Source organism: Thermococcus eurythermalis (assembly GCF_000769655.1).
Lineage (GTDB): Archaea > Methanobacteriota_B > Thermococci > Thermococcales > Thermococcaceae > Thermococcus > Thermococcus eurythermalis.
This window is the reverse complement of sequence record NZ_CP008887.1, coordinates 1,014,005-1,034,345: the sequence shown is the minus strand read 5'-3', so window position 1 is coordinate 1,034,345 and position 20,341 is coordinate 1,014,005. Positions and strand designations below refer to the sequence as shown.

At 54.8% G+C, this 20,341-nt stretch carries 19 protein-coding genes; 10 read left to right on the top strand and 9 right to left on the bottom strand.

Annotated features, from left to right (window positions below; all coding sequences use genetic code 11):
- Nucleotides 1-3 precede the first annotated feature (3 nt).
- A complete protein-coding gene (locus TEU_RS05565) occupies nt 4-1,950 on the bottom strand; it encodes a beta-CASP ribonuclease aCPSF1 (protein WP_050002836.1) in 1,947 nt (648 codons plus the stop codon).
- Nucleotides 1,951-1,960: 10 nt separating this feature from the next.
- The gene (gene psmB, locus TEU_RS05560; RefSeq protein ID WP_050002835.1) at nt 1,961-2,569 is read right to left on the bottom strand and encodes an archaeal proteasome endopeptidase complex subunit beta; all 609 of its coding nucleotides are present in this window, start codon (nt 2,567-2,569) and stop codon (nt 1,961-1,963) included.
- Nucleotides 2,570-2,672: 103 nt separating this feature from the next.
- Here psmB and TEU_RS05555 point away from each other — a divergent pair, with 103 nt between their 5' ends.
- Entirely contained in the window at nt 2,673-3,848 is a 1,176-nt protein-coding gene (locus TEU_RS05555) for a hypothetical protein (protein ID WP_050002834.1), read from the top strand.
- Here the strand turns inward: TEU_RS05555 and TEU_RS05550 are convergent.
- Together TEU_RS05550 and gdhA are read right to left on the bottom strand one after the other, a co-directional pair.
- Nucleotides 3,845-4,423 carry a thermonuclease family protein gene (locus TEU_RS05550; protein WP_050002833.1) on the bottom strand — a complete coding sequence of 193 codons (579 nt, stop codon included), beginning with the start codon at nt 4,421-4,423 and terminating at the stop codon, nt 3,845-3,847. The two genes, TEU_RS05555 and TEU_RS05550, sit on opposite strands and share 4 nt — an antisense overlap.
- A 90-nt stretch (nt 4,424-4,513) precedes the next feature.
- Entirely contained in the window at nt 4,514-5,779 is a 1,266-nt protein-coding gene (gdhA, locus tag TEU_RS05545; RefSeq protein WP_050002832.1) for a glutamate dehydrogenase, read from the bottom strand.
- A 659-nt stretch (nt 5,780-6,438) separates the two neighbouring features.
- On the opposite strand from gdhA, the gene TEU_RS05540 reads away from it, so the two are divergent.
- Together TEU_RS05540 and TEU_RS05535 are read left to right on the top strand one after the other, a co-directional pair.
- Nucleotides 6,439-7,947, top strand: a complete 1,509-nt coding sequence (locus TEU_RS05540) for a sodium-dependent transporter (protein ID WP_394297637.1) — start codon at nt 6,439-6,441, stop codon at nt 7,945-7,947.
- Between the two features lie 150 nt (nt 7,948-8,097).
- The gene (locus TEU_RS05535; protein ID WP_050002830.1) at nt 8,098-8,832 is read left to right on the top strand and encodes a 30S ribosomal protein S20; all 735 of its coding nucleotides are present in this window, start codon (nt 8,098-8,100) and stop codon (nt 8,830-8,832) included.
- A 12-nt stretch (nt 8,833-8,844) separates the two neighbouring features.
- Here TEU_RS05535 and TEU_RS05530 read toward each other — a convergent pair whose 3' ends face one another.
- Both TEU_RS05530 and TEU_RS05525 read right to left on the bottom strand, forming a co-directional pair.
- Nucleotides 8,845-9,162, bottom strand: coding sequence for a P-II family nitrogen regulator (locus TEU_RS05530; RefSeq protein WP_050002829.1), 318 nt, complete (start codon nt 9,160-9,162; stop codon nt 8,845-8,847).
- Between the two features lie 60 nt (nt 9,163-9,222).
- Nucleotides 9,223-11,244 (bottom strand): 1,4-alpha-glucan branching protein, encoded by a 2,022-nt coding sequence (locus TEU_RS05525; RefSeq protein WP_050002828.1) that lies wholly within the window; start codon nt 11,242-11,244, stop codon nt 9,223-9,225.
- A 164-nt stretch (nt 11,245-11,408) separates the two neighbouring features.
- On the opposite strand from TEU_RS05525, the gene TEU_RS05520 reads away from it, so the two are divergent.
- Both TEU_RS05520 and rqcH read left to right on the top strand, forming a co-directional pair.
- Nucleotides 11,409-11,663: a hypothetical protein gene (locus TEU_RS05520; protein WP_050002827.1), complete on the top strand. Its 255-nt coding sequence runs from the start codon at nt 11,409-11,411 to the stop codon at nt 11,661-11,663.
- 49 nt (nt 11,664-11,712) lie between these two features.
- The gene (rqcH, locus tag TEU_RS05515; RefSeq protein WP_050002826.1) at nt 11,713-13,665 is read left to right on the top strand and encodes a ribosome rescue protein RqcH; all 1,953 of its coding nucleotides are present in this window, start codon (nt 11,713-11,715) and stop codon (nt 13,663-13,665) included.
- Here the strand turns inward: rqcH and nikR are convergent.
- Nucleotides 13,662-14,078 (bottom strand): nickel-responsive transcriptional regulator NikR, encoded by a 417-nt coding sequence (gene nikR / locus TEU_RS05510; protein WP_042693005.1) that lies wholly within the window; start codon nt 14,076-14,078, stop codon nt 13,662-13,664. The genes rqcH and nikR overlap by 4 nt on opposite strands.
- Nucleotides 14,079-14,159: 81 nt before the next feature.
- On the opposite strand from nikR, the gene TEU_RS05505 reads away from it, so the two are divergent.
- From TEU_RS05505 to TEU_RS05495, 3 genes are all read left to right on the top strand, one after another.
- On the top strand, nt 14,160-14,603 hold the full coding sequence (locus TEU_RS05505) for a hypothetical protein (protein WP_050002825.1): 444 nt from the start codon (nt 14,160-14,162) through the stop codon (nt 14,601-14,603).
- Between the two features lie 137 nt (nt 14,604-14,740).
- Nucleotides 14,741-14,947: a hypothetical protein gene (locus TEU_RS05500; RefSeq protein ID WP_050002824.1), complete on the top strand. Its 207-nt coding sequence runs from the start codon at nt 14,741-14,743 to the stop codon at nt 14,945-14,947.
- 67 nt (nt 14,948-15,014) lie between these two features.
- Nucleotides 15,015-15,263: a hypothetical protein gene (locus TEU_RS05495; RefSeq protein WP_050002823.1), complete on the top strand. Its 249-nt coding sequence runs from the start codon at nt 15,015-15,017 to the stop codon at nt 15,261-15,263.
- A 9-nt stretch (nt 15,264-15,272) separates the two neighbouring features.
- Here TEU_RS05495 and TEU_RS05490 read toward each other — a convergent pair whose 3' ends face one another.
- Nucleotides 15,273-16,274: a TIGR00341 family protein gene (locus TEU_RS05490; RefSeq protein WP_050002822.1), complete on the bottom strand. Its 1,002-nt coding sequence runs from the start codon at nt 16,272-16,274 to the stop codon at nt 15,273-15,275.
- 117 nt (nt 16,275-16,391) lie between these two features.
- Between TEU_RS05490 and TEU_RS05485 the strand changes: the two genes are divergently transcribed.
- Nucleotides 16,392-17,738, top strand: a complete 1,347-nt coding sequence (locus tag TEU_RS05485; protein WP_050002821.1) for a hypothetical protein — start codon at nt 16,392-16,394, stop codon at nt 17,736-17,738.
- Between the two features lie 248 nt (nt 17,739-17,986).
- Nucleotides 17,987-19,312, top strand: a complete 1,326-nt coding sequence (locus TEU_RS05480) for a TrpB-like pyridoxal phosphate-dependent enzyme (RefSeq protein ID WP_050002820.1) — start codon at nt 17,987-17,989, stop codon at nt 19,310-19,312.
- A 16-nt stretch (nt 19,313-19,328) separates the two neighbouring features.
- Here the strand turns inward: TEU_RS05480 and asd are convergent, their stop codons facing one another.
- Entirely contained in the window at nt 19,329-20,333 is a 1,005-nt protein-coding gene (asd, locus tag TEU_RS05475; protein WP_050002819.1) for an aspartate-semialdehyde dehydrogenase, read from the bottom strand.
- Nucleotides 20,334-20,341: the final 8 nt, after the last annotated feature.

The following is a 20,341-nucleotide window of genomic DNA, read 5'->3' as shown; positions in this document are numbered from 1 at the left end:
GCGTCACTTAAGCCTTATGGCGTCGAGGTTGTTGGGTGCGCGCGTGCTTATGCCGAACTTCCTGTGTATGCTGGAGCTGAGGTCGAGGCACTTGTGGGCCTCGCCGTGGACGGTGATTATCCTTTCCGGCCTCGGCCTGACGCGGGCGACGTAGCTTATAAGTTCTCTCCTGTCCGCGTGGCCGGAGAAGCCGTCTATTGTGTGGACCTCCATGTTGACCTGAACGACCTCTGTTCTTCCGTCCTCGCCGATGAGCGGTATCTCGCGCAGTCCCCTCTGCACCTGCCTTCCGAGGGTGCCCTCTGCCTGGTAGCTGACGAAGATGATGCTGTTCTTCGGGTCGGGGGCGAGCTGTTTGAAGTACTCAACGCTCGGTCCGCCGACGAGCATGCCCGAGGTGGCTATGATTATCGCGGGCTCTCCAGAGTCTATGATGTCCTGCCTCTCGCGCGAGTTGGCGACGGGTTTGAATATCGGGTTGAGGAACGGGTTGTATCCCTCGTGGAATATCTGCTCCCTGATGCTCTTGCTCAGGTATTCTGGATAAGCCGTGTGGATGGCGGTAGCCTCCCAAATCATTCCGTCGAGGTAAATCGGGACCTCTATTCCCCCGACGCGCGCGTACTCTTCGAGAACCATCATTATCTCCTGAGCCCTTCCAACGGCCATCGCCGGGATGAGCACCTTTCCACCGCGCTTGATGGTTTCTCTTATAACCTCTATGAGCTTCTTCTCGGCCTCCTCACGAGGCATCTGATAGTCGTTGCTTCCGCCGTAGGTGGACTCCATGACCAGGGTCTCAAGGCGCGGGAACCTGCTCACGGCGGGCTCGAAGAGCCTGGTCGGTATGAACTTGAAGTCTCCGGTTACGGCTATGTTGTGGAGGCCGTTGCCTATATGGAGGTGGACGATGGCCGAACCAAGGATGTGGCCCGCGTTGTGGAGGGTCAGCCTTATGTCAGGGGCTATGTCGCGGACTTCGCCATAGTCGAGGGTTATGGTGTGCTTTATGACCTCCTTTATGTCCCTTGGCCTGTACAGGGGCTCGACGCCGTTCATGTGCTGAATCTCAATGAAGTCCTGCTGGAGGAGGGTCATCAGGTCCCTCGTCGGGGGAGTGGTGTAAATCGGCCCATCGAAGAGCTTGTAGCGGAAGAGGTAGGGGAGCATCCCGCTGTGGTCGAGGTGAGCGTGGGTTATGATAATCGCGTCGAGAAGGCCCTCGTCGAGGACGTAGCGGAATTCTGGAGCGTCGAAGTGTGGGAAGGCCTTGAGCGGGTCTTTCATCGCGGCGATGTTCACACCGAAGTCAACGAGGACGTAGCTCTCGTCGGTCTGGACTAAGAGGGCGCTCCTACCGACCTCGCGGAAGCCTCCAAGACCGGTAATCCTGATCCACCTGCTCTTGTACTCGGACTTGCGGTAGATGTTCCTGCCCACCTGCCTGAGGAACTTCCTCCTGTCCTTGCTCTCGGTCTGGAGAATCTGCCTTATCGAGTAAATCGTCTGGCTCTGGAGCGGGGGCGTCCTAACGACCTTAGGCGCCCAGTGGACTTTCTGCGTGATGAGGCGAAGGGTCTCACCGTTCTTTCCGATAACGAGGCCCGGCTTCTTGGCCTCTATAAGAACCTCACCCACAGAAGGGTCAAAGCTGATGTTGGTAATCTCGGCCTCCTCGGGGACAAGTTCCTTAATCATCTCTTCAGCTTTCTCAGGCGGGATAAGGATGTCCGGATCCGGACGCACGCTTATCCTCTTCTTCAGAACCTTTGCGAGGTTCCTGATGAGCTCGCCGTCCTTCATTATTGCCTCGGGGTTCTTGGTGTATATGACGAGCTCTGGCCCTTCGAACTCAACCTCTGTAATCTTGGCGTTTGGTGGAACCATCTGTGCTATGACTTCGCGAATCTCCTTGAGTATCTCGTCAACGTATGTTTCCCTCCGAATCAAGGCCATCACCTCAGAAAAGTGCTCTAAGCTCCTCCTCGCTCCATTCACGGTAGCCTTCCCTGGTGACAGTCACGAGGGTAACGCCACCACCCGTGAAGACGTCCCTCCTCGTTGAGGCCTGGATCGCCTTAAGGGCGAGCCTTATCCCGTCTTCTAATGACACGTCATCGCGGTAGTTCTCCTCCAGGATTGAGAAGGCAAACTCCATACCCGAACCGGCGGCGGTGAACTTATCCTCTGTAACGCCACCGGCCATGTCTATCGAGTAGAGACCCGGTTTCTCGTCGTAACCGGCGACCAGAAACCAGCCGTAGTAAGGCATGAAGCGGTTCCCGTGCAGTATGTTCGACGTTAGGGTGGCGAGGGCCTTGACGCTCATCTCTTTCCCAACACGCGCCCGGTAGAGCTTCGCCTCAGCCCTTAGAAGCCTTACAAGACTCAGTATGTCCCCAACACTCCCCGCCCCTGCCAGGGCAAGGTGGTCATCTATCTGGAAGACCTTCGTAACGCTCTCTGAAAGCACCATGTTGCCGAGCGATGCCCTCCTGTCCGCCGCTAAAACTACACCGTCCTTGCAAACTACTCCGACGGTAGTGGTTCCCTTTAGTTTCTCAGTCAATTACAACACCCCTGGAGTTGGTTTTTAGAATAGAAGAACCTCTGAACCCCGCTTGGAGAAAGAGTATTTAAAGGTTTCGCCCCACGTACAATAGGTGGTTGCCATGGAAAACATAGAAAAAGAGGTAATTTTGCTGACGGGCCCGCCTCTCAACGGGCGCGACGAATACCTTGAGGAGGCCCTTGAAAAGGCCAACGGAGAGAGCTACGCCTACTACCACGTCTTCGACTACCTCAAGGAGGTCGGAAAGGAGAGGGGTGTTAAGATAACCCGCAAGAACGTCCTTGACTTCGCGATAAACCACCAGGATTTGATGAACGAGATTCGCGACGAGGCCTTTGAGAGAATTAGGCGGGAGATAGACGAAAGCGACAGGAAGTTCCACCTCGTTTCGACGCCAAGTCTCTTCCGCTGGGGAAGCGGGAGCGTCATAGGATTCACCCTCAGCAACCTCAAGCTCCTCAAGCCGAACAGGGTCATCATCGTCCTCGACGACGTGCTCTCGGTCAGGAGGAGGATAATCAACGACCCGGAGTGGTTCGAGCGCTTCGGCAACGACCCGGACAACATAAAGCTGACGACCCTTGTAATGTGGCGCGAAGATGCAATAAACCACGTGAAAACCCTGGTCCACGAGCTCAAGAAGGAGGGAATAAACGTCCGCTACGTCCTCCAGTTCGGCATAAGGCACCCATCGGAGGTTTTCCTCGACCTGCTGTTCAGGGAGAAGGAGAAGCCACTCGTCTACCTCAGCTATCCGATGACCGGCCACGAGGAGGAGTACTACCACCGCGTCAGGGGCTTCTACAACAAGCTCAGCGAGCACTTCACAGTCCTCGACCCCGGAGCGCTCGACGACTGGTGGGTCGTCGCCGAGTACGACAACCAAGTGGCGAAGAACCCGAACGTGAAGAAAATCAGGATAAAGCACCTCCTCGACGGAAACGAAGTGGACGAGCTCGACAGGGAGGACATCGAGCAGGCCACTGAGATACTGAGACGCCAGCTCGTCGAGAGGGACTTCAACCTCGTCGATGTGAGCAGGGCAATAGCCGTCTACCACTACGCGGAGGGCGTCTCCGCCGGGGTCGTCAGCGAGATGGCCGAGGCCTACAGGACGCTCGCGGCGATATACCTTTACTACCCGTTCAAGAGGCGCCCGAGCCCGTTCATGGAGTTCTACGGCATGCAGAACCCGTCGAGGAGGACGATGTTCAAAAATGAAGACGAGATGATAAGGGCAATGGTTGAAGAGAGAGACTACTGGACGAAGGGCTAACCGCACGCCCCCCAGAGGCCCAGTCCGTTTTCCATTGCCTCCTGCTGGTATCTCAGATACTCTTCTTTTTTCTCAAACGTCCCCTCGACGTAAACGCGGGCGTAGCCCCTCTTTATCAGCTCGGCAGTGAAATCGGTGCCGTTTGTGAGATAGACATAGGCCAAGAGCCTCCCGTAGTATCCCCTTCTAGGGGAGATTGGGTCAAAGACTAGGTAAACGTTCTTGTGCTCTATAGCGTCTTTCGTGAACTGTTTGGCCCTCAGGCCCCATACCTTCAGACACCGCAAATCGGTTATGTTGCCGTATTCGTAGGGCCTGTTTCTTTCCTCCTCAGTCTCAGGGGTATCAACCCCCAGAAACCTCACTTTCTCTTCGGTCCCATTGGAAAACCTAACCCAGGCTGTGTCCCCATCAACCACCCTAGTGACGTAAGCGGGAACCCACGAAGAGTTCGTGGGAGTGAAACTCTGGGACGGGGACGTTGATGAGTAATCACCTGGCTGTGAGAAGATGCAGCCCGAAACAACCACGATTATTATGGACAGCAACAGGACTATCTGCCGCTTATCTTTCATACCACCACCAGAAAAGCCGAGAAAATGCCCGTTATAAAGTTTCGTCTACCCTCCAAAAAGGATATGAACAGAAAAGTAAGGGAGAAGAAATCACTTCTTCACCCATCCGCGGTGTTTCATAGCCTCGTAGACCCTCTGGACGGAGACGACGTAGGCGGCGTCACGCATGTGGATGTTCTTCTCCTTGTGGGTGTTGAAGACGTCCCAGAAGGCCTTGGTCATCTTGTCGTCGAGCCTCTTCCTGGTCTCCTCGACCGTCCAGTAGAATCCGTTGACGTTCTGCACCCACTCGAAGTAGCTGACGGTGACACCACCGGCGTTACAGAGGAAGTCCGGGATCTGGAGAATACCCTTCTCGTAGAGTATCTCGTCGGCCTCCGGGGTGACCGGACCGTTGGCAACCTCGGCGACAATCTTGGCCTTGACCTTGTCGGCGTTGTCCTTGGTGATGACGCCCTCAATGGCGCTCGGGGCGAGGATGTCAACCTCGAGCTCGAGGAGCTCTTCGTTGGTGATGTTGGTGGCGCCTGGGAAGTCCTTAACTGAGCCGTGCTCCTTCTTCCACTTGAGGACCTCGTCAGCAGACGGGAGTCCGTCCGGGTTGTAGATGCCGCCCTTGCTGTCGCTTACGGCGACGACCTTCATGCCGAACTCCTCGCTCATTATCTTGTGGAGGTAGTAGCCGGCGTTACCGTAACCCTGGATGGCGATGGTCTTGCCCTTGAGGTCGTCCCAGCCGAGGGCCTTGGCGGCCTCACGGATCGTGAAGGCGGCACCACGGGCGGTAGCGTCCATCCTGGCGACGATACCGCCAACTCCCGGCGGCTTACCGGTGATAACACCGAAGGCCGGGCCCTTGCGCCTCATTATGGTCTCGTACTCGTCCATCATCCAGGCCATTATCTTCGGGTTGGTATAAACGTCCGGGGCCGGGATGTCGGTCCACGGGCCGATGACGTCGTAGACGGCCCTTATGTAGGAGCGAGCAAGCCTCTCCTGCTCCCTCTCGCTGAGCTTCTTCGGGTCAACGATGATACCACCCTTACCGCCACCGTACGGAAGGTCAACGACAGCGACCTTCCAGGTCATCCAGGTGGCGAGAGCCTTAACGGTGCTGAGGGTCTCGGCCGGGTGCCACCTTATACCACCCTTGGTCGGGCCGCGGGCCCAGTTGTGCTGAACGCGGAAACCGGTGAAAACCTTAACAGAACCATCGTCCATCTCAACGGGGACGCTGACCTCAACAATCCTCATGGGCCTCTTGAGCCACTCAAGGGCCTCGTCACTTATGTCCATGAACTGGGCAGCCCTCTCGAGCTGCTTAACGGCCATCTCAAACGGGTCAATCTCGACCATTCATATCACCTCAGGTTTCGCTAATTTGCGATATCCCCTACGACCTTTGCATATATAAACCTTTCGATAAAGGAGGCAGGAGAAGGCTTAGTTTTCAACATAAAGTTACTCTCTCAAATTTTCGGAGAAATAAAAAGAGCTCCCAAAATTTTTGGCCAAAAAGAACGATGTACATCCAAGATTTTATGAACATTGATGAACATTGGAATGCAACGAAGAAGAAAAATAAACCCTCAGCGAGAAGTCGGTCATCATCCCGTCAGCTCACTCTCGTTCCAATCATCGGGCGGGGTTTATGTCCGGGGAGACGTTATAAAAACCCTTCTATTCCCATTTCTTTTGTCACATGTTCAATTTATGCATTGACACATTGACGATATCTTATTTAAATCCCCTGCCACAATGACTCACGATGACCAGAGGTAACTCGACATCACCGAAAAAATGACGAGAGCCCTCCAAAATTATTTTACGGAAACGTAAATCGTCTTTCGTCGAAAAGCGCTCTCAAAAAGCTTTTTATACCTTGAAAGCCCTTATACATAAGTGTCCCTATTTGGGACATTCAACTGCAATTCAATACAATATGCAGTCCGAGGTGATTAAAAGTGGAGCAGGCAAGGGATCAATGGGCGACCAAGATTGGTTTGATTTTAGCGATGGCAGGAAATGCCGTCGGTCTTGGTAACTTCGTAAGGTTTCCAACTCAGGTTGCCCAGAATGGTGGCGGCGCCTTTATGGTGCCGTACTTCGTAGCACTGTTCCTCCTTGGAATTCCAGTGATGTGGATTGAATGGGTAGCTGGTCGCTATGGTGGCAAGTATGGCCACGGTACCCTCGGCCCAACCTACTACCTCATGGCCAGGGAAAGTGTCAAGCCGAAGACAGCGTTCATCTTTGGTATAATCAGCGGAATGCTGGCATTTTCACTGACGGTCCTCATGAACAGCTACTACCTCCACATCGTTGGCTGGTCAGCGGCATACTCATACTTCAGCGTGACAGGGGCCTACTTCGGCCAGAACCCGGGAGACTTCTTCAGCAGCTACCTCAGCAACTATGGCCAGGTTATGCTGTTCTGGGGCGTAACAGTTGTCCTCCTTGCAATAGCAGTCGGACAGGGTGTTAGCAAGGGTATCGAGCGCTGGGTCAAGGTTATGATGCCGTTGCTCTACGTCTTTGCGATCATAATGATCGGCTACGTTTTCGTCCTTGGCTCACCAGTAGACCCCAACTGGAGCACCATTGACGGATTCAGGTTCATCTGGACCCCCAACTGGGCGTACCTCAAAGACCACTTCGCGGCCGTTATGCTTGCCGCAACAGGACAGATATTCTTCACGCTCTCGCTCGGTATGGGTATCATCCAGAACTACGCCAGCTACCTCGGTCCGGATGACGACGTTGCTCTCAGCGGTCTTGCAACGGTTTCCCTGAACGAGTTCGCAGAGGTAGTCCTCGGTGGCTCACTAGCCATCCCCCTGGCAACGGCCTACGCCCCCAAGATCGTCCCGCCAGAGGTTCTCCAGCAGGGCAAGACTGAGGCCCTCTCATGGATAGGCGAGGAGTTCGGCCTTGGATTCTCATACACCAGCCTGCCGAACGTCTTCGTCAGCATGGGAGACATAGGAAGGATCTTCGGAGCAATGTGGTTCCTCCTCCTCTGGTTCGCTGGTTTCACCTCAGCTATAGCCATGTACAACTACCTCGCCGCCCTCCTCGAAGAGGACCTCAACATCAACAGAAAAGTCGGAACCTGGATAGTGTTCGTAATCTACCTCATAGCAGGCCTTCCCGTCGTCTTCATCGACGGCTACATGGATCAGGTCGATGCGTGGGTCAGCTTCCAGCTCACACTGCTGGCACTCTTTGACGTTATAGTTGCGGTGTGGCTCTTCAAGCCGGACAACTTCTGGGAGGAGCTCCACAAGGGAGCCTACATGAAGGTTCCAGAGTGGTACAAGCCAATAATTCTCTACATAGCCCCAATACTCCTCCTGATACCGCTCGTCGGAATGGTCACCACCCTTGTAGGGGCTACACTCGAGTGGCCGGCCAGGATTGCAATAATCATCATGTGGATCATCGGTGCAGTAGAGAGCTACTACTCCATCAAGAAGAAGTACGGCGAGGAGCTCGAGAAGAACGAGGTCATAATAAAGGTTTGAGGTGGTGACGATGGAAAGCTGGGCAATCTACATGTTGCTGGCATGGCTGGTAATATTTGCCATGATGGGCTGGAGCATCAGCAGGCTCCTCAAGGCGGAACAGGGGCAAGTATCTTAAACCTTTTTTCTTTCTCTTTTGGGGGTGTATAAGTGAAAAGCGAAAAGATACTTCTTGAAACTGCCGAAGTCCTTGAATCAACTATTGAAAGGGTTGAGAGGCTAAGCAGCTTAAACGAAAAGGAAAAGGCCAGGGTCAAAGAGGCCCTCAGAGAAGCCGCGAAGAACCTCCGCGAGCTTGCTTCCCAGGTCGAAAATGACAACGAGGAGCTCGCCGAGTTCTTCTACAAGAAGGCCAAGGAGCTAAAAGTGATGAGCACAGACAAAAACATAGAAAAGGAGGGCAAAAAGAACTACCTGAAGGCCGTAAGCAAAACCCTCCTGTATTCCCGCTCAGCGAAGTACGACTTCAAGCCGGGAGAACTAGCCGAGCTAAAGAAGGTATACAGGAAGTACATCTTCGGCATGACGTCGTTCTTCGTGCTCACCGGCGCTTACCTTAACCCGTTCCTTGCGGTAACAGCCCTAATCCTTGCAATCCCAATAATCCTCTCAATGCTCTCCCTCCAGAGGAGGGGCTACACCGGGCTTCTCTTGGCGTATTCCGCGATGCCGATTCCCATTATCGCCGGTGTTATGGTACTGCGCTACAGTCTCGCCAGCCTCATTGACCCACAGAAAGTCCAGGAAATAGCAGAGGCCCTCGGAAAGAGCACTACCTTCGCGCAAGGATACCTCACCTTTCTGATAATCCTCGCGGCGGTTGAGCTCTACCTGCTGGGAAGCGCGTTGGTAGGTCTCTACAAGCACAGGCACGCCTTCCTCTGAAAAGAAAAGCAGTCAATAGAGGGCCTCGTTCCCCCTTTCTCCCGTTCTTATCCTTATCGCGTCCTCAACGGGCAGTACGAATATCTTACCGTCGCCCGGTGTCCCGCTCCTTGCGCTCATGATGATGACGTCAATCACATTCTCAAGGTCTTCGTCCTTGACGACGAGCTCAATCTTTATCTTCGGGAGAAGGTCATAGGGCGGGACTCCACCCTGGACTCCCCTGCCCTGAACCGGATAAGCAGTTAGAGGCACGATGCCGACCTGCTTGAGGGCGTTCTTTACCCGCTCAAAATCGTTCCCCTTAATAATCGCCTCTACCTTCTTCATGGCAACCACATAAATAATTTGTTAAAAGTCCAAAAAAGACTTTCGAAAGGAAAAGAAAACTCAGGAAATCTGGGCCAGAAACTTCCTCAATCTCTTGATGGAGATGCGGGTCTTTCTGGCCAGCTCCCCAAGGTCGGCCTTAAGAAGGTCTTCGGGCGTCTTTACGCCGGCATCGTTCAGCTTTGCGAGCGTTTTGGGGCCGATGCCCTTGATGTCTATGAGACTTTTCACTTTCGGTGTCGGTTTTTCTCCAGATTCGGGCTTTTTGGTCTTTTTTGGATCCCTATCAAGTCTCTTAGTGAGCCTTGTGTCAACTCTCTCCCTCAGAGGAACCTTTGGCCTTCTCCTCTTCACAAAGGCCAAAGATGTCGCGTAGAACCTCCCACCGTCCCTCAGCACTTCAGCGTCTTCTTCCTTTTCACCGGACTCTTCCGGCGGAACTTCGGGGGGCTCCACAAACTCCTCAAGCTCGGGTGGGTTCTCGCTCACATAGTAGGAAACCACAACCGGCCTGAATGCGTTGTCCCTCTCCTCAAGTTCCTCAAGGAGCTTAACGTCGAAGCTTCCGGTCTTCACGTACTTCACGAGCTCATTTGCCAGCCTGTGGAAGTCCCTGCTGTGTATAAGGACTCTTCTCTTCCCGTATTCCTTCGCCTGCCCGGTCGTTATAAGGAACTGCCAGTCGCTTGCCTCAAGTATCAGAAGCTCCCTCGCGAGCTGTTCAAGGATTCTATCGGCGGTTCCCTCCCTTCCGTAGTACCTGCTCGCCAGCGCCACCATTCTCTCCTCAGCGCGGTAGACGTGGTCCCAGGTCCATCTGGTCTCCTCGTTCCACCACGTCGAGTGGTCTGCGTTGGCCCCCCAAGAGCCCTCCGGAAGCTCGACCTCGTACCTCTCTCCCGCATAGTTGTCAAGGAAAGCCGAGATGGTCGTGGTGACTATTCCCCTCTCTGCCATAAGCTCAAGAACCCTGCCGAGCCACCTGACGCCCTCGAACCACCAGTGGCCGAAAAGCTCGGTGTCATAGGGGGCGATAATTATCCCCTTCTCCCCAAACTTCTCCTCGTGGGCCTCTAGCAAAGTGCTTACCAGCCAGACGAAGTGCCTCGCGTGCTCCTCCACGCGCTCCATAGCCTTGTCAGGGTCGTAGACCTCCTTCCGGCCAAGGTCAACGTCCTTACCGGTAACGCGCCAGTACTGGCCGCCGCTCTTCGGGGCCTTCCTGTGGAACTCCCTGTACCAGAAGTCGCCGGGGTAGCCGTAGTGCGCGCTCCAGACCTGGTGGCCCGTCTCCCTGTTGCGGGCAAATACAGCAACCTTAGAGCCCTTAATCCAGTAGGGCCTCAGCGTGCTCTTCTCTCCCTTGTAGAGCGGAATCTCACCGTAGCCCCTTGTCACCGGACCCTCATCGATCAGATTGCTCTCCACGAAGAAGTATTCGAGGCTGAACTCCTCAAGGAACTTTTCTATGCCCCGCCTCTTAACCTTCCGCCCGTCGGGGAGCTCCCACTCTCCGGCCGGCCGGTAGGCGCACTCCGGCAGCCATATCCCCCTCGGCCTCCTGCCGAAGTGCTTCTCGTAAGTGGCGACTCCATTGGCGAGCTGAGCCCTTATCGCCTCGTCCCTGGCCAGGAGGGGGAGGTAGCCGTGGGTCGCGGCGGAGGTTATTACCTCTATGTAACCGGCGTCCTGAAACTCCCGGAACTTGCCGATGATGTCTCCATTTATGGCCTTCCAGTAGTCGTAAACCTTTCTGAAGTGGTCAAGGGAAGCCTTAACAGCCTTTTCATCGTACTTGCCTGATTTTAGATCCGCCTCAGTCGCCTTGATTTTCCTGAGGAGGTACTTTTCAAACTCGGCCTTGATGTAGTCGTCGGCAAGCTGTTCCGCCAGTACGGGCGTTATGTTGATTACGAGCTGGAACCGAACTCCTGCGGAGCGGAGGCGCTCAAACTCCATCAGAAGGGGCAGATAGGTCTCAGCCATTGCCTCGTAGAGCCATTCCTCCCCAAAGGGCCACTTCCCGTGCTTTCTAACGTACGGGATGTGGGTGTGGAGGACGAACGTGAAGTAGCCTTTCATTTAGTATCACCCAGAGTGTTATCAAGCGGGGAGTATTTAACGTTAGCGTGCCCCCACCTGGTCGTCGACTAAAAAGTGTACATTGGAGGAGCAAACTACTTTTAAGCAAAGAAGTATCGTATCTTAAAGTGGAGGTACTCCAATAAGTTGGGAAGGTGGTCAGGGTGGAGGTCCTAAAAAGAGAGTCCGGAAGTGGATTCCTAGCGGGGATAGTGGGGATACTGCTGTTAGGAGAGATAATAGCGGTTCTCGGAATGCCCATAGACGATGCAGTAAAGTTTGGAAGGGTGATTTTTGACATAGGCATCGCTGGAGCAATCTGGGTTTTCATGCAGGAGCTCTTTGAAGGCGACGGGAGCGACGTTTATAAGGCGGCGCTTGCGATAGCCGTGGCAGTGCTCATAGCTTTTGCTTGGTAGTGAAGGCAACGCTTTAAACCCCTTTTTTGACTCTTTTTTGGGTGAGAGAATGAAGGAAGAAATGAGCAGCGTTGACATACGCTACGTCGTGAGAGAGCTCCAGTGGCTCCTCGGCTCTCGCGTTGATAAGGTCTATCACGACGGCGACGAGATAAGGATTAAGCTCCGCACGAAGGAAGGGAGGGCGGATTTAATCCTGCAGGCCGGCAAGAGGTTCCACCTCACGAGCTACGTCAAGGAGGCCCCGAAACAGCCGTCGAGCTTCACCATGCTCCTCAGGAAGCACCTAGGCGGGGGCTTCATAGACGCGATAGAACAGCACCAGTTCGACAGGATTGTCAAGATTAGGGTTGGTGATTACACGCTCATCGGCGAGCTCTTCAGGAGGGGAAACATCGTCCTCGTTGATTCCGAGAACAGAATTGTTGCCGCTCTCCGCTATGAGGAGTACAAAGACAGGGCGATAAAGCCGAAGGCGGAGTACAAGTTTCCACCCGCCAGGGAAAACCCGCTTGAGGTCTCTTTCGAGCGCTTTCTTGAACTGATGAGGGAAGATGAGGAGCTTGAGCTCGTCCGTGCTTTAGCCAGGAAGCTCAACATGGGCGGCATGTACGCAGAGGAGATTTCCCTCAGGGCGGGCTTCGAGAAGACGACGCCGGTGAAGGAGCTGAGCGATGAGGATTTGAAGAAGGTTTACGAGGCTATGATGAGAACGTTCAACGACGAGCCGAGGCCGAACATCGTCTACAAGGACGGCAGCATGCACGACGTCGTTCCGATAGAGCTGAAAATCTACGAGGGCCTTGAGAAGCGCTATTTTAAAACCTTCAGCGAGGCCCTTGACGAGTACTTTGGAAAGCTCACCATCGAGAAGGCAAAAATCGAGCAGACGAAGAAGCTTGAGTCAAAGAAAAGACAACTTCTTGCAACCCTCAGAAAGCAGGAGGAGATGCTCAAGGGCTTCGAAAAGGCCATGAACGAGAACCAGGAGATAGGCGACCTGATCTACGCGAACTACGCCCTCGTAGAGAAACTTCTCGAAGAGTTCAGGAAAGCAACTGAAAAGCTCGGCTGGGACGAGTTCAAGAAGCGCATAGAGGAGGGCAAGAAGGCAGGAAACAGGGTCGCACTGATGGTAAAATCCATCGACCCGAAAGAAAAATCTGTAACGATTGAGCTCGAGGGGAAGAAGGTCAAGCTCTACCTCAACAAAAGCATAGGCGAGAACGCCGAGCTCTACTACGAGAAGGCCAAAAAGTTCCGCCACAAGTACGAGGGAGCTCTGAAGGCCTACGAGGACACGAAGAGGAAGCTCGACGAGGTCGAGAAGCTCATCGAGGAGGAGATGAAGAAGGAACTGAACGTGAAGAAAATCGAGAGGAGAAAGAAGAAGTGGTTCGAGAAGTTCCGCTGGTTTGTCTCAAGTGAGGGCTTTCTGGTTTTGGCGGGAAAGGACGCGAGCACAAACGAAACCCTGATAAAGAAGCACATGGCCGAGAACGACCTCTACTGCCACGCCGACATTTACGGAGCGCCACACGTGGTCATCAAGGACGGACAGAAGGCAGGAGAGAAGACCATCTTCGAGGCCTGCCAGTTCGCGGTCTCGATGAGCAGGGCTTGGGGTCAGGGCCTTTACGGAGCCGACGCTTACTGGGCCCATCCAAATCAGGTTACGAAGCAGGCCCCCAGCGGTGAGTACCTCGGGAAGGGCGCCTTCATGGTCTACGGAAAGAGAAACTGGCTTCGCGGGCTTCCGCTCAAGCTGGCGGTGGGAGTTATAAACTACGAAGGCGAGGATTACGTCGTTTGCGCGCCCGTTGACGCGATTAAGGCCCACACGAACAAGTACATCATTATAAGGCCGGGAAAGCTCAAGAAGGGCGAGCTCGTCAAGAAGATACGCGGAATCCTTGAGAAGTGGGGCTACAAGGTCAGGGAAGAAGACCTCAACGCAATCCTTCCTCCGGGAGGTGGAGAAATAGTTGAGGTGGTGGGTTAGACCAGCTCCTTTCCAGTTCCGGTCATCACGAGCTTGCCGTGCTTGACCCCCTTGAGGCTCAGGAGCCTGTCCGCTATCTCTTTTATTCTGCTCGCCTTTCCCTTCACTATGACGACCTCAAGGCAGTTGTGCTCGTCCATGTGGACGTGAATGCTGGAAACTATTTCATCAAGGTAGTCGTGCTGGAGGTCGAGGAGCTCTTTAACGACGTCCGCCTCGTCGTGGTTGTAGAGCATCGTTATCGTCCCGGCAACCTCCGCGTCTCCGGTTTCCCACTCGTGCCTGATTATGAAGTCTCTCATCAAGTCCCTTATAGCCTCGCTCCTGTTCACGTAGCCCTTCTCCTCGATTATCCTGTCGAACTTCTCAAGAAGCTCCTCGGGCACGGAGACGCCAAAACGGACGACCTTCATAACACCACCTCACAAAACTATAGCACGGGAGTTATAAACCTGTCCCAAAAGCCTTTTATTCGGCCGGGGATATCCCCTAGCATGAGGGACGAACTCTATTCGATAGCAAGGAGCGAGTTCGCGGAAGATTTAATCTTCGAAATCGGGGACAGGTCAGTCGTGCTATCAATAAAGGGCCTGCTGATAGCCAGGGCGGATAGAGAGGGCTACAACTTCTCGTTCTTCGAGGTGACCGAGACCGAAACCGTGCTCGCCGTCCAGGTTAAGGGGTTCATCGTCTACATAGCCATAGAGAGCGACGAAGAGCTCGACGAGGAGGAATACGCCGGGGTCGGGAAGGCGCTCCTGGAGCACCTGACGCCGAAGATCGCCCTGCTCGTGACGAAGGCCGAAAAGGAGTACCGGGGGAAGGCGGACATACTCCTCGACGACGGCATGTCTCCGGAGCTGAAGGAGTTCTTCTACTCAATCCTCGCGAAGCACCGCCAGGGCAAGAGCCCCTACGAGCAGACCGAGGTTGCATGATGCGAAGGATCAATGGCCATTTTTGTCCCACGATTCATTTTATTCCATCACGGCACACTTTAAAACAGCACTGAATTTTTTGGCACGCAGAAGCTTTTTATCTATCCTCAAACATATAAATTTTATGGTGATTCCCTATGGACGACGAACCGCCTTCGCGGTCGGTGGAGATGGAAGTTCTCAAAGCGTTTCTGACGTCGAAAGATGAAAAAGAGTTTTCCGAGAACGTGAACACTGCCCTTGAAAGCTTCTCGGCCCTTGTAGATGAGATAACAGGGGTCAAAGGAAAAGCCCCCAGGATAATCCCGGTCAGAACATGGGACGAGGCCCCCTCGGAGGGTTAACCCTTCACGACGGGGAGGAGGTCAGCAGCTCACCTTTGACGCCGTTTCACTCTGGACACTGCTAACAATGAAGACCGTGACCTACGGGATAGTCAGCGAGAAAACCCTCGCAAAAGGCGTCGCCGAGTTCCTCCTCGAAGACCCCGAGATAAACGTCGGAGTTTTCCACGCAAGGGGCACGGACATAGCCCGGCTGATTGACTACAAACGCGGAAAGGATTTGGTGGAGATGGCGTTGCAGGTCACAGATGCGGTTCTCATGGCAAGTTCATACCCAAGACTCGACGAGATGGACAGCTGGAAGATGTTCCGCTGAGCCTCTCCCTCACTTCATTATTTCCAAGAGGGCGAGTGCAACAAGCATAACTGCCAGCACCAGCATCGTCCTTTTTGTATACAGTTTTGCGGCCCTCTTCTCATAGTAGCTCCTGGGGGAGACGTTGAGGACGTAGAGTCCAATGAGCGAGCCGCTGAGGAGACCAAGGACGTTCTCAACGGTGAGACAGAGGGAGCCAAAGAAGACTCCCCGCCAGCCCATTGCGAGGGAAATTCCAATGACAGTCGTCGGCGGAACCAGCGCCGCAGCTATTGAAACACCCGCCAGAATCTCCGGGATTTTACTCACTATCGCAACTATCCCCGCGTAGCCGAGGATTATCGCAAGGACGATGTAAACGAGGCCGGAATCACCACGGGCCAGTATCTCACCGGTCGGCTCCGAGGGCATTGCTCCCGCAAACCTCAGTGCAATGGCCATAAGGAGAGCGGACAGGAATATGACACCGATAAGCTTCAGAATTGAGGCCACTGCATCGAGGGCATCTCTGCCCCTGCCCATGACGACGTTGAGCGAGAACCCGTAGAGGGGGCCGAGAATCGGCGAGAGTAGCATGGCGGAGATTATCATCACCACGTTATCGTTGATCAGACCGAAGAGAGCTATTATCGAGGCAACGGCGCCGAGCGTGAGCTGTATGGGGTCAACCCTGGCCTGCCTGTTGGCGTTCTCGATGAGGCCCTCTATCGCCGCCAGGCTCCACTGTCCCTTGAGCTTCTTGAGTGATTTAACGGAGTTTTCGTACTTCACGGACTTCCCGGTGACCGGTGCCCACGTTATCGATGAATGGGCCCGCCTCAAGTCTACCGCTTTCATGAGCTCGTCGGCGACGTCGTTAATCACAAAATCGGGCACCAGGGCGGTGAACTTGAGCACCCCCTTTCCGCCCCCCTGAACTTCTTCCGCGTAGAACTGGAGGTTCCACTTCGTCAGGACTTCCCGGACTTTTTCACCTTCGCTCCCGTCGCAGTAGAGTTCCAGCCTGAGCATAGCTCACCCTACTGACTACGCCCCCACGACTAATAACCCTTGTGGAACGCTTCAAAGTAATTTGAAGCGATTGTAAACCTTATAACTCCAGCCGTCGTAGAAAATAAAGGGGTGTGTATGAGGGAGTTCGCCGTCTCCGTAGGGGCCTCAGCCCTCATATCGTTTTTCGCCTGGATAGCGGTTCAGCTCCACCACCTCATCGGCGTCATTCTGTTCATCTCCGCCTTCCTCGTTCCGCCCATTCTCTTTCGGGGATACTACACGAAACGGCCCCGCATGCTCGTGCCGTTTTTTGCGGTCTCGTTCGTTTTGGTGATTCTACTGACACCTCCCCCGGTGACGGGCCCGAACGTCGAGTTTGGTCTCCACTTTGTCACTGGTTGTTGGGGGAGAGAGGGCAATACCTGGCCACTGAGCGGTGGGAAGCTCGCTTACTCATGTAACAAGCCCTTTGCAGGCTCAACAATCAGCATCAATGGGGTCGCTTGGAAGTCGGCAATAGTCGAGCTCCCCCTCATCGGCCACTTTGTTACCCTCCACGAACCGCGGGAGAAGGCTGACAATGCCTACCGCGAGGCCACGGAACGCGTCGAATCGGAGGGATACCTCAAGCTTGTGGAGGATTACGGAACGTATTCCCACATCCTGAGAGACGCCCTCTTCGCCAAGGGCGAGGAATGCATATATCTGGTCGAAACAAGGATTCTCGGCGGCGGTCTTGCGGTAGTCTCGGCAAGAGGCCCCTGCAGGGGCGTCAAGAGGTTCGCACTCCGCTGGCACGACGACTACCTCTGGAACGCCAGCGAGCCGCCAATCCTTGAGAGATACCGCTTCAACTGGAGCTCAAGCGGGAGCGTCAGAGTTGGAAAGCTCGACCTATCTGACTGGCCCGGCGAGTGGGTTAAGAACACCTACAAGGCCATAGAAATCGAGCTCAAAGGAACCGGATACGTCAAGAGGGCGGAGGGAGAAAGCGGGGACTGCAGGTGGTCTCTCTGGACGAGGGGTGAAAAGTCGCACTACGTCTCCCTGAGGGGGAAGGAAATCCTCGTTATAAGCGGGGAAACCAGAAAAGTTGAGAACTCCGCGGAGAAGATTTCGCCCTGTGGAACGAAGAACGCCCGCGAAGTCCACGAGCCGACGCCTGAAGAGGTGCTCAACTCCGTAATTAAGGAACTCAACGGGAGCTTTGTCGTGAAACCTGTCGGAGAACCCGCGCTCTGGGCCCTCGCTGGAAAAGAGTTTTTGACATCTGTGGGTGAGAAGAACGTCAGCGTGACCCTTCTCGTGTACGGAATTCGCGGACAGTGCGACTACGCCCGCTACCTGCTCGACACTTCCAACAAGGAAACGACTTCCATTTGCCTCGAACGCGATGGATACTTTGTCGCCGTGGCAGTTAAAGGGGAAGCTAAAGACGTGAGCTTCGTCTTATCATCAATAAAACGACCGAAAAGAACTTAAGACAGTCCAATCCCCATACTTCGATGCACCATGATTGCCAGGAGTGATTGTTTTTGGCTTTGACGGGTTCCCCTTCGAGATGAGTGTTAGTCCAAAAACTTCTGGGCGGGATTGTTTTTGGCGCTGAGCTGAGGAGGGGTTGCTTTTGGCAGTTCTGAAAGTCCTCTCATCACAGGCCTAGTCCTCACGCTCTTATTCCCTCGCCTTTTGGGACTTCTCAAAACCCTAAAACCGGAGGAGGTGGTAGAATGAAAGCCGTTCTGCCCGATTCGAAGATACCCAAGAGGTGGTACAACATACTACCCGACCTCCCTGAGCCCTTGGCTCCACCCCTCGACCCGGAGACCGATGAGCCGATGGAGCCGGAGAAGCTGTTGAGGATTTTCGCTGAGGAGCTCGTGAAGCAGGAGATGAGCACGGAAAGGCACATTGAGATTCCGAAGGAAGTCAGGGAGCTCTACGCCAAGATTGGAAGGCCGACACCACTTTTCCGCGCGACAAACCTCGAGAAGGTCCTCGGAACGCCCGCGAGGATTTACTTCAAGTACGAGGGGGCAACCGTAACCGGGAGCCACAAGATAAACACGGCCTTAGCCCAGGCCTACTACGCTAAAGAGCAGGGCATCGAAAGGCTCGTAACTGAAACTGGAGCCGGCCAGTGGGGGACTGCTTTGAGCCTCGCCGGGGCGCTTCTCGGTCTGAAAGTCCGCGTTTACATGGCGCGCGCGAGCTACCAGCAGAAACCCTACAGGAAGACGATAATGCGCCTCTATGGAGCCGAAATCTATCCAAGTCCAAGCGACAGGACGGAGATCGGGAGGAAGTTCCTCGCAGAAGACCCGAACCACCCCGGTGGGCTTGGAATAGCGATAAGCGAGGCCATTGAGGACGTTTTAAAGGACGAAAAAGCCCGCTACGCCCTCGGAAGCGTTCTCAATCATGTGCTCATGCACCAGACCGTCATCGGCCTCGAAGCCCAGGAGCAGATGAAGGAGTTCGAGGAGCCGGACGTTATAGTCGGGTGCGTCGGAGGTGGAAGCAACTTCGCGGGATTAGCATATCCCTTCGTGAGGGACGTTCTGAGCGGTAAAAAAGAGTACGAGTTCATAGCGGTCGAGCCGAGGGCCGCCCCAAGCATGACGCGCGGGGTTTACAAGTACGACTTCGGCGACTCCGGCGGTTACACTCCAAAGATGAAGATGCACACACTCGGCCACACCTACTACGTCCCACCGATTCACGCTGGAGGGCTTCGCTACCACGGCTTAGCTCCAACGCTGAGTGTCCTGATAAATCATGGCATCGTCAAGCCAGTCGCTTACCACCAGAACGAGGTCTTCCAAGCTGCCGAGCTGTTCGCGAAGACGGAGGGAATAATCCCCGCCCCGGAGAGCTCACACGCCATAAAGGCTGCCATAGACAGGGCGTTGAAAGCGAAGGAGGAAGGAAAGGCGGAGGTAGTACTTTTCAACCTGAGCGGTCACGGTCTGCTCGACCTGAAGGGCTACGAAGATTACCTTGATGGAAGGCTCCAGGATTATGAGCCGGACTACTTTCCGGCGCTGGAAGGCTGAGCTTTTCCTTTTTTTCTCAAATGTATCCAAGCTTCACAGCCAGCTCCGCGTTGAGCAGAGAGCCTCCCGCCGCCCCGCGGACGAGGTTGTGACCGGTAACAACGTACTTGAAGACCCGGCCGCTTTTCTCCAGCCGCCCCACGGCAACGGTCAGCCCCCTGCCCCGATCCCTGTGGAGCCTCGGCTGGGGCACTTCCGTGTAGATAAGGGGCTTCTCGTAGCTCGGAAGGCCGAGCCTCCCAAGAGGGTCAAACGACTCAAAGGCTTCCCTCACGTCTTCTACGCTCCCGCGAGCAAGCTCTACAAAGACCGCCTCAGTGTGGCCGTGCAGAACCGGAACGCGCGTCGCTATTGCGGAGACTTCAAAGGGCGCCGGCTCTATCTTTCCACCCTTTATCCGCCCGAGGATTTTTCTGCTCTCGTTCTCAATCTTCCACTCCTCACCGCTTATGAATGGAATCACGTTGTCGTGAACTGCCAGCGCGGGGAGGCCCGAGAAGCCGGCACCGCTCACCGCCTGCATCGTGGCCACGTGGACTCTTCGTATCCCGAACTCCCGAAGTGGAGCGAGGGAGACCGTCAGAACCGCGGTGGAGCAGTTTGGGTTCGTCACTATGAAGCCCTCCCAGCCCCGCCTCTCGCGCTGAACCTCAACGAGCCCCAGGTGGTCGGGGTTGACCTCGGGGACGAGTATCGGCACGTCCTCGTCGTAGCGGTGTGCCCTCGCGTTGGTGAAGACCGGGATTTCCTCCGCGAGCTTTTCTTCAACCTCCCGCGAGAGGGAAGCGGGAAGGGCGTTGAAGACGAGGTCAACGCCGGGGTCTTCAAGGAACTCCCCAAGGGAGACTATTTCGAGCCCCCTGAACTCGTCCGGGGAGTCCTCAACGACCTCACCGTAGGGCCTCCCCGCAGAGCGCTCCGACGCGACGAGTTTCTCGACCCTGAACCAGGGATGACCTTCAAGGAGCCTCACGAACGTTCTTCCAACCATTCCCGTCGCACCAAGGACGGCGACCTTCACGGGCATCA